The organism is Bradyrhizobium barranii subsp. apii (assembly GCF_011516635.5).
Lineage (GTDB): Bacteria > Pseudomonadota > Alphaproteobacteria > Rhizobiales > Xanthobacteraceae > Bradyrhizobium > Bradyrhizobium barranii.
The window spans coordinates 9,306,046-9,319,780 of sequence record NZ_CP096255.1 but is presented as its reverse complement, the minus strand read 5'-3'; the positions used below and the strand labels follow the sequence as shown (position 1 = coordinate 9,319,780).

The window sequence follows — 13,735 nt, the reverse complement described above, 5'->3', positions numbered from 1 at the left end:
AAGGTGCTGACTGGATTGGAGGCCAGCATCGCATGACCCGACCTCTTTCCCTGGATCTTCGCGAGCGTGTGGTGGCGTCGGTTTTAGCGGGCGAGAGCTGCCGATCTGTGGCGGAACGGTTTGGTGTTGCGGTCTCGTCGGTTGTGAAGTGGTCACAGCGGCAGCGGGCGACCGGCTCGGTTGCGCCTGGCAAGATGGGCGGTCACCGCAAGCCCGTGCTTGATCCGCATCGTGCCTTCATTGTCGAGCGGATCACTCAGACGCCGCACCTGACGCTGCATGGTCTGAAGGCGGAACTGGCAGCTCGGGGGGGGCAAGGTCTCACACAACGCGGTCTGGCTGTTCCTGCGCCGGGGAAGGACTGCGGTTCAAAAAAAACATTGTTCGCCCTCGAACAAGCGCGCGCCGACGTCTCTCGTAGGCGCCAGCGTTGGCAATCCTGGCAGGCCGGACTTGATCCGGGCCGGCTGGAAGGCCATGCGAGCAACGATCCGAAGCTTGCACATTCCCCGGCAAACGCCGGGGACGCTGGCTGAGCTTGCCCAACAGATCAATCCGCTCCTCCGGGGTGGATAGGTTATTATGGTCGGTTCAGCCGTTCAGCGCTGTTCTCTCTGGTCGACTACGTCAATCAGAAGCTGAAGGCGTGGATCATGCGAAAGTACAAGCGCTTCCGGCTCCACAAAACCGGTGCTTCGCTGTTCTTGCGAAAGCTGGCTCGGAATCCTGAACACCTTTCTCAAGCAAATATTGAGTTTGAATATCGGCAAGTTCTTCATCGATAGTTACGCGCCCCATCTGCGTGTTGTCGGCGCGCCATCCGCAAAAATCACAGTTAGACGCACATCGGTTAGCCCGCCTTATTCGCGAGAGGGCGCCTGAGAGGCTGGCGAGCGTGGTGTAAAGCGCTGATGCGGCGTAGGATTCGGTTGCGAAGCCAACCCCATCACCTCAACCGCGAACGCCACGCCCGCCATGACCGATGATACGATTCTGCCCTTCTCGTTTCCAGCCGTTCACGCCAAGAAAGTCACAGCTGCCTTCGATGGTGGACGCCTAACCTCGAATGGGGGCGTGATGCTTCTGGCGATGGCCGAGCGGCGTCTCGGTTTGGCCGACAATTTGGCCCGGGTGTTCCCGGATCGGCGCGATCCGACGCGGGTCGTGCACAGCCTTGTCGATATGTTCCGCGCGCGCATGTTCGCGATCTGCTGCGGCTACGAGGACGCCGACGACCTCGATCATCTGCGGTCCGATCCCGCATTCAAGCTGGCCTGCGGACGGCTGCCGGACAGCGGTCGCGATCTGTGTTCCCAACCGACGCTGTCGCGTCTGGAGAATGCTCCGCGCCTGCGCGACGTGATCCGACTGACCTACACTTTGGTCGACGCATGGATGGATAGCTACCCGCGCGAGCCGGCATCCGTCACGCTCGACATCGATGATACCTGCGATGTCGTCCACGGCCATCAGCAGCTCTCGCTGTTCAACGCTCATTATGACGAACGCTGCTTCCTGCCGATCCACGTCTACGACACGGAGAAGAGCCGGCCCGTGGCGGTCGTGCTGCGGCCCGGCAAGACGCCGGGCGGCGTCGAGGTGCGTGCCCATCTGCGCCGCCTGATACGGCATATCCGGACGCGGTGGCACAAGACGCGAATTACGTTCCGTGGCGACGGGCACTATGCTCGGCCGGAGGCCATGACGTGGTGCGAGAACAACGGCATCGACTACATCTTCGGTCTGTCCGGTACCAAGCCTCTCGCCAGAAAAGTCGACGAGGTCGCCGACGACATTCGCACGCGACGCGCCATCGAGAACCTGCCTGTTCTGCGCGGCTATACCGAGACGCGCCACAAGGCAAAGTCCTGGGATCACGAACGGCGCACTGTCGCCCGTATTGAGGCGACGATGCTCGGCCTCGACATCCGCTTCGTCGTCACCAGCCTCGATGTCGGCTCGGCCGAGTGGATCTACGACAGCCTGTATTGCGCGCGCGGCCAAGCCGAAAATCTGATCAAGCTGCATAAGACGCAGCTCGCCTCCGATCGCACCAGTTGCCGTTCGGCGCTCGCCAACCAGGTCCGTCTCGTTCTCCACACCGCCGCTTATTGGTTGATGCTTACCGTGCGCGGCGCCATTCCCAAAGTCCGGGAATTGGCCGCCGCCGAGTTCGCGACGCTGCGTCTTCGTCTCTTGAAAATCGCAGCCCGGGTCGTCGAAACCGCGAGCCGCATTCGCCTTGCGTTCGCCGCGGCATGCCCCGAAGCCGACCTCTTCCGCAGCTTGCCCGGCGCGCTGCTCCCGCTCGGCCCGTAACCGACCGGGCCTGCGCCCGCTCACCCGCCCCACTCCTCCAACGCGTACAAAACAGCTTGATGTAGAACCCGGTGACAAAAGGCCGGACGGTCACCCACGCCAGCCGCCAGCCCCAGTCAGACGTCAAGAACGACCGTGCTCTCGTGAATAGATCGGGTTAGCCCGCCCTATTCGTGAGAGCGCGGTATTTTGGTCCGACTGGTGCATCCGCACACCTCCGCTGACGAGGCGCACAGGATTGCCTTCGGCTTTTCACCGCCTGACGACCGGTACTTTGCAACGCGCTTGAGGGATGGGTTGGGTGAACGCGGGCGGACGCCCCACCGGTCAAGGACCGAGCGGCAGCAGCGCGCCGGGCAAGCTGCGGATCAGGTCGGCTTCGGGACATGCCGCGGCGAACGCAAGGCGAATGCGGCTCTTGGTCTCGACAACCCGGGCGGCGATTTTCAAGAGCCGAAGACGCAGCGTCGCGAACTCGGCAGTGGCCAATTCCCGGACTTTGGGAATGGCGTCGCGCACGGTCAGCATCAGCCAATAAGCGGCGGTATGGAGAACGAGGCGGACTTGATTGGCGAGCGCCGAACGGCAACTGGTGCGATCGGAGGCGAGCTGCGTCTTATGCAGCTTGATCAGATTCTCGGCTTGGCCGCGCGCGCAATACAGGCTGTCGTAGATCCACTCGGCCGAGCCGACATCGAGGCTGGTGACGACGAAGCGGATGTCGAGGCCGAGCATCGTCGCCTCAATACGGGCGACGGTGCGTCGTTCGCGATCCCAGGACTTTGCCTTGTGGCGCGTCTCGGTATAGCCGCGCAGAACCGGCAGGTTCTCGATGGCGCGTCGCGTGCGGATGTCGTCGGCGACCGCGTCGACTTTTCTGGCGAGCGGCTTGGTGCCGGACAGACCGAAGATGTAGTCGATGCCGTTGGTCTCGCACCACGCCATTGCCTCCGGCCGGGCATAGTGCCCGTCGCCACGGAACGTAATTCGCGTGTTGTGCCACCGCGTCCGGATATGCCGTACCAGGCGGCGCAGATGGGCACGCACCTCGACGCCGCCCGGCGTCTTGCCGGGCCGCAGCACGACCGCCACGGGCCGGCTCTTCTCCGTGTCGTAGACGTGGATCGGCAGGAAGCAGCGTTCGTCATAATGAGCGTTGAACAGCGAGAGCTGCTGATGGCCGTGGACGACATCGCAGGTATCATCGATGTCGAGCGTGACGGATGCCGGCTCGCGCGGGTAGCTATCCATCCATGCGTCGACCAAAGTGTAGGTCAGTCGGATCACGTCGCGCAGGCGCGGAGCATTCTCCAGGCGCGACAGCGTCGGTTGGGAACACAGATCGCGACCCGTGTCCGGCAGCCGTCCGCAGGCCAGCTTGAATGCGGGATCGGACCGCAGATGATCGAGGTCGTCGGCGTCCTCGTAGCCGCAGCAGATCGCGAACATGCGCGCGCGGAACATATCGACCAGGCTGTGCACGACCCGCGTCGGATCGCGCCGATCCGGGAACACCCGGGCCAAATTGTCGGCCAAGCCGAGACGCCGCTCGGCCATCGCCAGAAGCATCACGCCCCCGTTCGAGGTCAGCCGACCGCCATCGAAGGCAGCTGTGACTTTCTTGGCGTGAACGGCTGGAAACGAGAAGGGCAGAATCGTATCGTCGGTCATGGCGGGCGTGGTGTTCGCGGCTGAAGGTGATGGGGTTGGCTTTGCAACCGAATCCTACGCCGCATCAGCGCTTTACACCACGCTCGCCAGCCTCTCAGGCGCCCTCTGACGAATAAGACGGGCTAGTGACGGGCGAACCTGACGTATGAAGCTGGTTACGTCATGTTCTGTACAAGTTGATGCGGCCGTACATTGCAAAAGCGATCCTGACCGATAGTTGCTCGGACGAGAGACGCTGTCCATCCACTCGCTGGTCAGGCTACGAGCCAGCAAGGCGGGGCGTGCTTTACGCCCTGATCGCGTAGCGCGGGCGAGTGCGCGCGGCATTTTGTAGGTGATAAGCCGTCGCTGTCGCAATGCATACGCGCCTTGTCGCCAAGTCTCCAGCTGTTACGCGAGCGCGACATTAGGACGCAAAAGCGGGGCGCGTTTGCGTGCATAGCGATGGCCCAAATCCTGCTACGTGTCCGCCAACGGTGCTACAGGATGGGAGGCTGGCGTGGGTCTCGATCTGCCAAATGACGATATGGTCGGAGGTCTGTTGTCTGCAACACAGTCGGGTTGTCCCGTGCATGCCTGCCACGCCGGCGTCCACCGGGGAGAAAAGAAGGCGATGTTGCTGACCGGCGCCTCACGCGGGATCGGTCACGCCACTGCCAAGCTGTTTTCGCAGGCGGGCTGGCGGATCATTTCTTGCGCGCGCCAACCGTTCGATCGCGAGCGGTGCCCGTGGGAGTCAGGGAACGAGGATCATGTCCAAGTCGATCTTGGCAATCATCGAATGCTGCCGCGCGTGATCACCGAGGTCAAGAAACGGTTGGCGGGCGCACCGTTGCACGCGCTGGTGAACAATGCCGGCGTCTCGCCGAAATCGTCCAATGGTGGCCGGCTGACGTCGTTGACGACCTCATCCGAAACCTGGATGAGGGTGTTCCATCTCAATCTGGTGGCTCCGATAATGCTGGCGCAAGGGTTGTTTGAGGAGCTGAGAGCTGCGTCAGGATCGATCGTCAACGTGACGTCCATCGCGGGCTCGCGTGTGCACCCATTTGCCGGTAGTGCGTATGCGACGTCGAAAGCTGCGCTTGCAAGTCTGACACGAGAAATGGCCCACGATTATGCGCCGCATGGCATTCGCGTGAATGCGATCGCACCCGGCGAAATACAGACGAGTATGTTGTCGCTCGACACGGAAGCGCGTCTCGTGCCAAGCATTCCGCTGCGCAGAGTGGGAACACCCGATGAAGTGGCCAAGGTCATCTTTTTCCTATGTTCGGATGCTGCAAGTTATGTCACCGGCGCCGAGGTGCCGATCAATGGTGGGCAACATCTTTGAAACGGCGAGGCCCAGCAAGGTAGCTGATTTGAACCGAAGTAGTGGAACTTGCGTTCACGCCGACGTTACGCACCCATTCCGCAAAAGCTGAGATCGAGGCCCTGTGAGTTACCCTCGTGCCATGAAAAGGTGTTACCCTTCTATGTCATCTCGTCAACACTTGGCGCTAGATCGAGCATGACATGCAAAGAAACGCTCGCAAACCCGAACAAGGTGCCAGGGGAGGCCGATCAGAACAACGGAGACCTCGTTATGCTGCATATCGCATCCGCACGCGAAAGACCTAACTCACAGTCAGAGACGGAGCGCGAGGTCTCGGTCGAACCGCTGTGCGAGAGCGCCCTGACAGGCATCTTCGAAATATCAAGGGCGCTCACTGCACCTTGCCGGCTCGAAGTGACGTTGGCCAAAGTGGTCGATCTTCTGCAATCGTTTGTGCAGATGCGACACGGCATCGTTTCACTCTTCGACGATGAAGGGATGCCGGACATCGCCGTGGGGGCCGGCTGGAGCGAGGGTAGTGACGAGCGCTACCGGATGCACTTGCCGCGGAAGGCGATCGATCAGATCGTCGCGACGGACACACCCCTGATCGCCGAGAATGTGGCAGTCGAGCCGGCGTTCAGCGCTGCGGACCTGCAGGTGCTCGGCGCCACAGACAGTATGCTGGTGTCATTCATCGGGGTTCCAATTCGTATTGATCCGAAAGTCGTGGGTACGCTGACGGTTGATCGTATTCGGGACGACAGGTCGAGCCAACAACTTGACTACGACGCGCGGCTGCTCGGCATGATCGCCAACCTGGTCGGGCAGACAGTTAAGCTGCATCGCCTGTTCGCCTGTGACCGCGAACGACTGATGGTGGAGAAAGACCGGCTGCATAAGCAACTGTCAGAGCAGCCCGCAAGGGAGCGCAAGAAGGTGCCGATCCACGGGATCATCGGCGACAGCCCGGCGCTGCGCGGGCTGCTCGAGAAGATCGCGGTCGTCGCTAAATCGAACAGCACCGTTTTGCTTCGCGGTGAATCCGGTACTGGGAAGGAACTCGTAGCCAAGGCCATTCACGAGTTGTCGTTGCGTGCCAAGCGGCCCTTCATCAAGCTGAATTGCGCGGCGCTCCCTGAGACAGTTCTGGAGTCCGAATTGTTCGGTCACGAGAAGGGTGCCTTTACCGGCGCGTTCAGCGCGCGCAAAGGGCGCTTCGAGCTTGCCGACAAGGGCACGCTGTTTCTTGACGAGATCGGTGAAATTTCGGCCCCGTTCCAGGCGAAGTTGCTGCGCGTTCTGCAAGAGCAGGAGTTCGAGCGCGTCGGCAGTAACCAGACCATCAAGGTGGATGTTCGTGTCATAGCTGCGACCAATAGGAATCTTGAAGAGGCTGTGGCGAGGAGCGAGTTCCGCGCAGACCTGTATTATCGCATCAGCGTAGTTCCCTTGATGCTGCCAGCGCTGCGCGAAAGGCGAAGTGATATTCCGTTGCTAGCCAGCGAGTTTCTGAAAAATTTCAACAGCGAGAACCGCCGTACGCTGAGCTTTGAGGCGAGTGCGATCGATGTGCTGATGAACTGCGGATTTCCAGGAAATGTCCGCGAACTCGAAAATTGCATCCAGCGAACAGCGACCCTGGCCGCCGGGCCCTCGATCATGAGAAATGACTTTGCATGTTGCCATGGCCAGTGCCTTTCCGCGATGCTCTGGAAAAGTACATCGGATGAGATGACAGTCCAGCCTGCACCAACCATGCCAATGCCGGCGAGTCCTGTCACACCCGTGACTAAGGCGGACGCGCCGCTGCCGCCTGTTGGCAGCGAGTTGGCCTCACTGGGACCTCCCGGCACAGTCCTCGTGAGCGGCGCGAAGATTGCCGATCGCCAACGAGTCATTGCCGCCATGGAAAAATCCGGTTGGGTTCAAGCAAAGGCAGCGCGCTTGCTCGGACTTACTCCGCGCCAGATCGGCTACGCGTTGAGGAAATACGGAATCGAGATCAAGCGATTTTGAGAAGGACACAGGAGCGGGAGCTGCGATCATCACATTGAGGCAAATAGCCGTGGCAGGTTAATCGTCGATGGTTTCGGGGGGGGCTGGTCTACCCCTCCTCTGAGGACGGTCCTATCCACGGCAGGTTTTCATCATGGATAGAGACCCGGACCGGACTCGAGAGCTGTGAGCATGAGCTCGCTCGACCGGGATAGAGGTCGGCTTGCGCTCGACGTGCAGAACACCACCGAGCGTCGATACGTTCGGTCGTCGTGGCGAGCGGCTTGGTTGATCCATAGTTCAACCGAGATATCAAGCCAACGCCGGCTCGGACGAACTGGATCCGTATCTTGATCGTCTGGAGCAAAACCCACCTCGTTGAGGAGGAACTCTCCCGGGCCGGCTCAATTGCCGATCACGTCGCTCGAACAGCCCTGTCGCATTCGCGACGAGTGTCGACATTGCTTCGTCGGGAGCGTCGGGCGATATCGCCTGGCTCGCCTAAGCTTTTGGATTGTTGAGCTGATTCCGAAATCATGCGCGCTGGTACAACACTTGCTGTTCTTCTTCGCAGCTTGGCAATTTATGGAGCTGAACTGTGCACAATGTCGTCTGCATTAAACAAGTTCCCGATTCTGCACAGATCCGCGTGCACCCGGTCACCAATACGATCATGCGCCAGGGCGTGCCGACGATCATCAACCCATATGACCTTTTCGCGCTCGAGGCCGCACTGGAGCTGCGCGATCGGTTCGGCGGCAAAATAACCGTGCTCACAATGGGGCCGCCGTCGGCGGAAGACTCGCTCCGAAAAGCGCTGACCTTTGGCGCCGATCGCGCGGTACTGCTAACCGATCGTTGCTTTGCGGGCTCCGATACCCTGGCCACAACGTACGCACTGGCAACAGCCATTCGACAGATCGACAAGGAATATGGCCGGCCAGATCTTATCTTTACCGGCAAGCAAACCATCGACGGCGATACTGCGCAGGTCGGGCCCGGCATCGCAAAGCGGCTAGGCGTGCTTCAGCTAACCTACGTCGCCAAGGTCAGGTCGCTTGATCTCGCCGCACGCACAATTGAGGCAGAGCGGCGCTCCGAAGGTGGGGTCCAGGTTCTGCACACCAGGCTGCCGTGCCTGATCACCATGCTGGAGGCGACCAACCAGATTCGTCGTGGCGCCATGGCGGATGCCTTGCGCGCTGCGCGCGCCCCGATCGTGAAATGGAGCGCCCAGGATGTCGGCGTCGAGGACGTCTCAAAATGCGGTCTTAGGGGCTCGCCGACTGTCGTCAAGCGGGTGTTCGCTCCGTCCGCCCGCGTTGAGAAGGCGGCACTGGTTGAAGCGGCCGAGCAACCAGCGCAAGCGCTGATCGACGCCATCTTCAAGCATCAACCGAAGCTAGAAGCCGAACTCGCGGCGTTAGCCCGCAATGCTTGATCTCAACTGCGTTACTGCCTTCGAGTGACGCGTCGAGTCTGCCGGGCGCATCGTCGCCGCCATCATCAAATGGACATGTTTCCATCGATGCGATCATCAATAGGACCGAGCTCGTCATGCCGCAGTCTGTTGCCGTGAAGGTGCCGGCCCAGGGGAGTTTCACATGCATGGTCAACGCCATCATAGACCGCCTTCCCAACGAAATCGTTGATCAGTTGCGTCACCTTAATAGCTAGAGATCAAATGACGTCTTCTCGCGCATCTGAATTTGCACTGGATCAGCCTCCTCAGATCTCGGTCCATGAGTATTTGACACAGAAAGCGCGGGCGTGTTCGGCCCCCATCCGTTCGCTGCGGCGATGTCAAAGGACCAGATTGTCAGCCTGATTCCTGAATACTTGGCGATGTCACAGGCATTCCCATATCTGCGGGCAGGGTCCCAAAAGGACCTTGTATTCGCCGCGATGCATACCAATCGCGACCTTCCGAGGCATGTTGAACTGACCAGCGTGGTCGCAAATTTCATCTGTTGGGATGAGACGGGTGGTCATAGCCGAGTTCTCCGGGCCGGCAACGCGGCGTTACCCGATATTCTGGCCACCGAACAGTTCCACTCGAACCTATTTAGAAAAGATGAATCGCGACTACTCGGTGGGGCAGTAAAACCAAACTATAGCTCCACAACAAAGCGATATCTGCATTCTCTGTATGCCGGGCTGTCATCGAAAGACCCCGTGGTGCGTTGCGCCTACATGGTCGCATTCGAACTGCATGCTGCGGAGATGACCCCCTGCTATCGGCCACTGTGGTCGAGACCTTTGATGTGGAGGCAGACGATCTTGAGTACTTTCGGGTCCATGTCGGCGGCGAGGATCCAGCGGAAAAATATCACGAGGAGATGACAAGCCGCCTCATTGGCGAAATTGTCCCGGCTGACAGCAGTAGCCGTTTTTTCGATGAGTTTGATCGAGCCTATCGGCACAGCTTGGAGTGGTGCCGGGATCTGCTCGCAGGGTTTTCCCTCGAAGGCGATGGTGCCGAGATCCGCCACCATGGCCGCTGTCATTGTGGTTCTGTGAAATTCTGCGTTCGAGCGCCGCGAGTGCTTTCCGCAGTGCGATGCAACTGCTCAATTTGCCAAATGTCGAAATTTTTAAATTTGCTCGTGCCTGGCGACAAAGTGGGCATTGAGTGCGGCTAAGAATTTCTCACTTCGTACCAGTTTAATAAGAACGTCGCTCGGCACACGTTTTGCCGGATCTGCGGCGTAAAGCCATTCTACAGGCCTCGATCCAGTCCTTCAGGATTCAGCGTAAATATTGTATGTTTGGATAAACGAACGATCGAAAGCGTATGAATAAAGGATTTTGATGGCGAGCGTTGGGAGCAGGCCATCCACTCGATGCAAGGCGATAGCGAAGGATCCTTAAGTCCGAACTTGGAGTAAACGCGAATGGCACGCGCAGTAAATGATAAATCCCGTCTGCTTGCAGAAGAGGCTCTCACAAAATACCGCATAGAGCTGTTGGTTAAGGGGACGGTCTTGATCGCCCCCCAGACCTTGTTCACCGATGATGACTTGGCAAGGGTCGATCAGCTGCAGACCGAGATTCCCGAAGAGGAGGTGCGGGAAGGGGATGCCGGCGATTCACACAGTGTCTTTGTGAAACGCGTCAGGGTAGATCTGCCCGGCCGCCCTCCTAGCAATGCGCATGGTACAGCTCCAGCTCAAATCATCGAGTTACTCGAAAGGAAACACCGTCGCCTCACGTTGAAAAAGATCTTAGGTGGATGGTCTGATTATGTGATTCGCCGCTGCCAAATACATCGTATGCCGACCGGATCCTTTGTTGGCATCCATTTGGATGCTGAGAGCGACCCTGATTTCGAGTACGCCGTGATTGTTCAACTCACTAGAGAATTTGAGGGGGGTGAGTTTGTGATATATCCTAGTGCGTACGAACAATACGTGTTTCGACCACCATTTGGAAGCGTACTTGTTACTACATGCAGGAACCGGCATGAGGTGAAGCCTGTGCACGCTGGGGAGCGTCGTTCACTGGTTTATTTCTGTTCAAAACGCAGCGGCGCGAACCGCCGGATCATCGAGAGCTCTACTAGTTAGCCGATGACAAGAGGTAGCTGGAGGGATCTGTGGATGCATTAAGTAACGGGCAGCTTGCCGGACGAGATCGGCAGAGCATCTCTTCGGGCAGATGTCCGTGAGCTCGTCATTGCTGTGCGCTACAGTGGCAGTGGCCAGATGGAGCCGGAAACCATGACGTTGGCGCCGTTCGCGAGTCGATACGCGTGGACTGAGAATCGTCCAATCGCCGGTCGGCCTAAATCAGGCTCAAGGCAATCGTGGTTCGGGACGAGCTCAATGGAACGGTCCTCGCTCACAGCGGCGCCCCGTGCGGTAGGCTGGACAGCCGATAGCGCCGATGACATTCTCCGCTTGGATCCGCGAATATGGTCTTCACAACCAATCTCCCACCAGAAGCCGCGCGTCTTAAAGAGCTGTATCACCTCGTGGGGCGTCCTGAAGACCTAGCTAGTACGACTGAGTCACAAAACCGCAGGCTTTATCCGGCCGGAATCAGCGATGGTTGAAGCATGGACCATCAGCCGAGGAGGCTACATGAGCGGGCGTGGCACCAAGACCAGTGAGATGCGATTTGCGACGTATTTGGAAGGGCTTGCCAGCGTCATCGGTCATGCTGATCGGAAGGCACCGCTGCGCGACTATTGCGTCGGCCTCATGGCCTGTGGCGGTCGTAAGAGCGTGGAGCCAATGGCGGCGATGACGGCTCCGGAACGGACGGCCGCCCAACATCAATCGCTGCTGCATTTCGTCGGCAGCGGCGCCTGGTCGGATGAGAAGGTGCTGGGCAAGGTACGAGAGATGGTCCTGCCGGCGATCGAACGCCAGGGCCCGATCGAAGCTTGGATCATCGATGACACCGGATTTCCCAAGCAGGGGCGACATTCGGTTGGAGTTGCACGGCAATATTGCGGGCAGCTCGGCAAGCAGGATAATTGCCAGGTGGCGGTGTCATTATCGATTGCCAATCACCACGCCAGCCTGCCTGTTGCCTACCGCCTTTATCTTCCGAAGGAATGGACTGAGGATTGCGATCGGCGGCGCAAGGTGGGCATTCCTGCCGAAGTCGGCTTCCGGACCAAGCCGGAGATCGCGCTGGAGCAGTTGCGGTGGGCCTGTGCGACCGGCCTTCCGCGTGGTGTCGTGCTGATGGACGCGGGCTATGGCAACAACAGCGATCTGCGCACGGAGATCACGGCGCTGGGATTGACCTATGTGGCGGGTCTTCTGTCGAGCACAACGGTATGGGCGCCCGGCACCGGTCCCTTGCCGCCGAAGCCATGGTCGGGCCGCGGCCGTCCCCCGAAACTGATGCGCCGCAACCGTCAGCGTCGGCCGGCCGCCGTTAAAGCGCTCGCGATCGGCCTGCCGGCCAAAGCTTGGCGCACCATCACGTGGCGGCAAGGAACGAACGAAAAGCTGAGCTCGCGCTTTGCCCGCGTGCGGGTCCGTGCCGCGCACCGTGATTATTGGCAAACCACCCAGCGGTTGGAGGAATGGTTGCTGATCGAATGGCCGAAAGGCGAGGACCAGCCTACCAAATACTGGCTCTCGACATTGCCGGAGGATGTGGCATTCCGGACTCTCGTAGAGACGGCTAAATTGCGCTGGCGCATCGAACGCGACTATCAGGAACTCAAGCAGGAGGTCGGGCTTGGCCACTTCGAGGGACGCGGCTGGCGCGGCTTTCATCATCACGCAACGATGTGCATTGCAGCCTTCGGATTCCTGATCTCCGAGCGGGAGGCGTTTCCCCCCTCAGGCGCTCGGCGCGCCCGGCCGATCCCGCTCGCTCGCGTTTCCGCGGATTACAGACCCCGCGGTTCTGCCGCTACGGACCCAACGTCACATTCCAAATTCGATCACGACGATGCGACGGCGACTCGAACAAGGGCTGGTCCGAACGTTGTCGAGATGTCCTTGTTGTGCAATCAAGTTCGCCCATTTCACAGACCACCGTTTGTGACGCAGTAAGACTAGCAGGCTGTTGAAGAACTCAGCCGCGTTCGCAAACGAAGGCTAAATCGTCGCCATTGTGTATGTAGAAGTGACCGACGGGCCTGCCCGCAGTGCCGATCATAGCCCATCTGCGACCGCAGGCGGGGTCATTCTCGTCGTGCCCTTCCCATGAGAACTCCGCACAGGCCGAACCGTCTCGCGCGCCGTAGCGGACATCGAGGAAGCCCTTCAGCGCACCGAAGGCAATTTCACCGTCGGACTTGCCCGTGAAGGTGAGATGCGCCTGTTCGACGAGGTCGAGGAAGGTATCCTCCATTGAAGGCCGCCTTTGTTTGACGAACGGGATCGCTGCAGGTCCTAGGGTAATCCTAGGAGAAGCGCTATGACGATTTCGAGGACGGAAGGAGCTCTGCAAGCACGGCGAAGCGAGCATGGCTCCGTTTGTTCCAGTCGAGATTGGGCCGCCTGCGTCACCGCGGGAGCTGGCCGAAGTGCCGTTGACGACGACGCAAGAGCGATGGCATCATCGAGATCGATCTTGATAGCGGGCATCGCATCCGGGTCGATGGCGACGTTGATGGAGACGCGCTACGTCGCGTTCTCGATGCTTTGGCCCACCGATGATCCCGGTTCCGACAGGCGCACGAGTGTGGCCCGCGACAGGCCACATGGATATGCGCCGGGGCTTTCCGTCGTTGGCACTCCAGGTGCAAGAGGTGCTGCGCAAGGATCCGCTCAGCGGTCATTTGTTCGTCTTCCGGGGGCGCCGCAGCGATCTTGTGAAGGTGATCTGGCACGGTGTGCTGCAGAGCATGAAGGAGGTGAATAACCGAATTTAATGCGTACAGCTTTATGAGAGATGGAGGATGGCCCTCCTGCATCGGCGTTTCAGGCGCAGATGCAAAACCACGACACTGTGGCTTCG

Annotated in this window: 11 protein-coding genes and 1 pseudogene; 9 read left to right on the top strand and 3 right to left on the bottom strand. The window is 59.6% G+C overall.

Annotated elements, in window-relative coordinates; all coding sequences use genetic code 11:
• Positions 1-32: 32 nt before the first annotated feature.
• From HAP41_RS44465 to HAP41_RS44455, 3 genes and pseudogenes are all read left to right on the top strand, one after another.
• Positions 33-470 (top strand): annotated as a pseudogene (locus HAP41_RS44465) (transposase); the annotation flags it as partial.
• 102 nt (positions 471-572) lie between these two features.
• A complete protein-coding gene (locus HAP41_RS50855; RefSeq protein WP_224580978.1) occupies positions 573-785 on the top strand; it encodes a group II intron maturase-specific domain-containing protein in 213 nt (70 codons plus the stop codon).
• 190 nt (positions 786-975) lie between these two features.
• Entirely contained in the window at positions 976-2,319 is a 1,344-nt protein-coding gene (locus tag HAP41_RS44455; RefSeq protein WP_166065068.1) for an IS1380 family transposase, read from the top strand.
• 327 nt (positions 2,320-2,646) lie between these two features.
• Here the strand turns inward: HAP41_RS44455 and HAP41_RS44450 are convergent, their stop codons facing one another.
• A complete protein-coding gene (locus HAP41_RS44450) occupies positions 2,647-3,990 on the bottom strand; it encodes an IS1380 family transposase (protein ID WP_166053720.1) in 1,344 nt (447 codons plus the stop codon).
• A 499-nt stretch (positions 3,991-4,489) separates the two neighbouring features.
• Between HAP41_RS44450 and HAP41_RS44445 the strand changes: the two genes are divergently transcribed.
• The 3 genes from HAP41_RS44445 to HAP41_RS44435 all read left to right on the top strand — a co-directional run bounded on the left by HAP41_RS44445 (position 4,490) and on the right by HAP41_RS44435 (position 8,747).
• The gene (locus tag HAP41_RS44445) at positions 4,490-5,326 is read left to right on the top strand and encodes an SDR family NAD(P)-dependent oxidoreductase (RefSeq protein WP_166072738.1); all 837 of its coding nucleotides are present in this window, start codon (positions 4,490-4,492) and stop codon (positions 5,324-5,326) included.
• Between the two features lie 252 nt (positions 5,327-5,578).
• Positions 5,579-7,327: a nif-specific transcriptional activator NifA gene (nifA, locus tag HAP41_RS44440; RefSeq protein WP_166072741.1), complete on the top strand. Its 1,749-nt coding sequence runs from the start codon at positions 5,579-5,581 to the stop codon at positions 7,325-7,327.
• A gap of 577 nt (positions 7,328-7,904) precedes the next feature.
• On the top strand, positions 7,905-8,747 hold the full coding sequence (locus HAP41_RS44435) for an electron transfer flavoprotein subunit beta/FixA family protein (protein ID WP_166072773.1): 843 nt from the start codon (positions 7,905-7,907) through the stop codon (positions 8,745-8,747).
• A 793-nt stretch (positions 8,748-9,540) separates the two neighbouring features.
• On the opposite strand, the gene HAP41_RS44430 is transcribed toward HAP41_RS44435, so the two are convergent.
• The gene (locus tag HAP41_RS44430; protein WP_166072785.1) at positions 9,541-9,801 is read right to left on the bottom strand and encodes a hypothetical protein; all 261 of its coding nucleotides are present in this window, start codon (positions 9,799-9,801) and stop codon (positions 9,541-9,543) included.
• Positions 9,802-10,200: 399 nt separating this feature from the next.
• On the opposite strand from HAP41_RS44430, the gene HAP41_RS44425 reads away from it, so the two are divergent.
• Together HAP41_RS44425 and HAP41_RS44420 are read left to right on the top strand one after the other, a co-directional pair.
• Positions 10,201-10,872: a 2OG-Fe(II) oxygenase gene (locus HAP41_RS44425; RefSeq protein WP_166072787.1), complete on the top strand. Its 672-nt coding sequence runs from the start codon at positions 10,201-10,203 to the stop codon at positions 10,870-10,872.
• Between the two features lie 516 nt (positions 10,873-11,388).
• Positions 11,389-12,825, top strand: a complete 1,437-nt coding sequence (locus tag HAP41_RS44420; protein ID WP_166105276.1) for an IS701 family transposase — start codon at positions 11,389-11,391, stop codon at positions 12,823-12,825.
• Between the two features lie 22 nt (positions 12,826-12,847).
• On the opposite strand, the gene HAP41_RS44415 is transcribed toward HAP41_RS44420, so the two are convergent.
• Complete coding sequence (locus HAP41_RS44415; RefSeq protein ID WP_166072791.1) at positions 12,848-13,126, bottom strand: hypothetical protein; 279 nt, start codon at positions 13,124-13,126, stop codon at positions 12,848-12,850.
• A 352-nt stretch (positions 13,127-13,478) separates the two neighbouring features.
• On the opposite strand from HAP41_RS44415, the gene tnpB reads away from it, so the two are divergent.
• Positions 13,479-13,649, top strand: a complete 171-nt coding sequence (gene tnpB / locus HAP41_RS44410) for an IS66 family insertion sequence element accessory protein TnpB (protein ID WP_206706260.1) — start codon at positions 13,479-13,481, stop codon at positions 13,647-13,649.
• Positions 13,650-13,735 lie beyond the last annotated feature (86 nt).

What these genes read in the sequence shown, in the direction of transcription:
- HAP41_RS44450 (WP_166053720.1), bottom strand. Translation starts at nt 3,990, where the DNA reads ATGACCGACGATACGATTCTGCCCTTCTCGTTTCCAGCCGTTCACGCC.
- HAP41_RS44420 (WP_166105276.1), top strand. Translation starts at nt 11,389, where the DNA reads ATGAGCGGGCGTGGCACCAAGACCAGTGAGATGCGATTTGCGACGTAT.
- HAP41_RS44455 (WP_166065068.1), top strand. Translation starts at nt 976, where the DNA reads ATGACCGATGATACGATTCTGCCCTTCTCGTTTCCAGCCGTTCACGCC.
- HAP41_RS44430 (WP_166072785.1), bottom strand. Translation starts at nt 9,801, where the DNA reads ATGGTGGCGGATCTCGGCACCATCGCCTTCGAGGGAAAACCCTGCGAG.
- tnpB (WP_206706260.1), top strand. Translation starts at nt 13,479, where the DNA reads ATGGATATGCGCCGGGGCTTTCCGTCGTTGGCACTCCAGGTGCAAGAG.
- HAP41_RS44415 (WP_166072791.1), bottom strand. Translation starts at nt 13,126, where the DNA reads ATGGAGGATACCTTCCTCGACCTCGTCGAACAGGCGCATCTCACCTTC.
- nifA (WP_166072741.1), top strand. Translation starts at nt 5,579, where the DNA reads ATGCTGCATATCGCATCCGCACGCGAAAGACCTAACTCACAGTCAGAG.
- HAP41_RS44425 (WP_166072787.1), top strand. Translation starts at nt 10,201, where the DNA reads ATGGCACGCGCAGTAAATGATAAATCCCGTCTGCTTGCAGAAGAGGCT.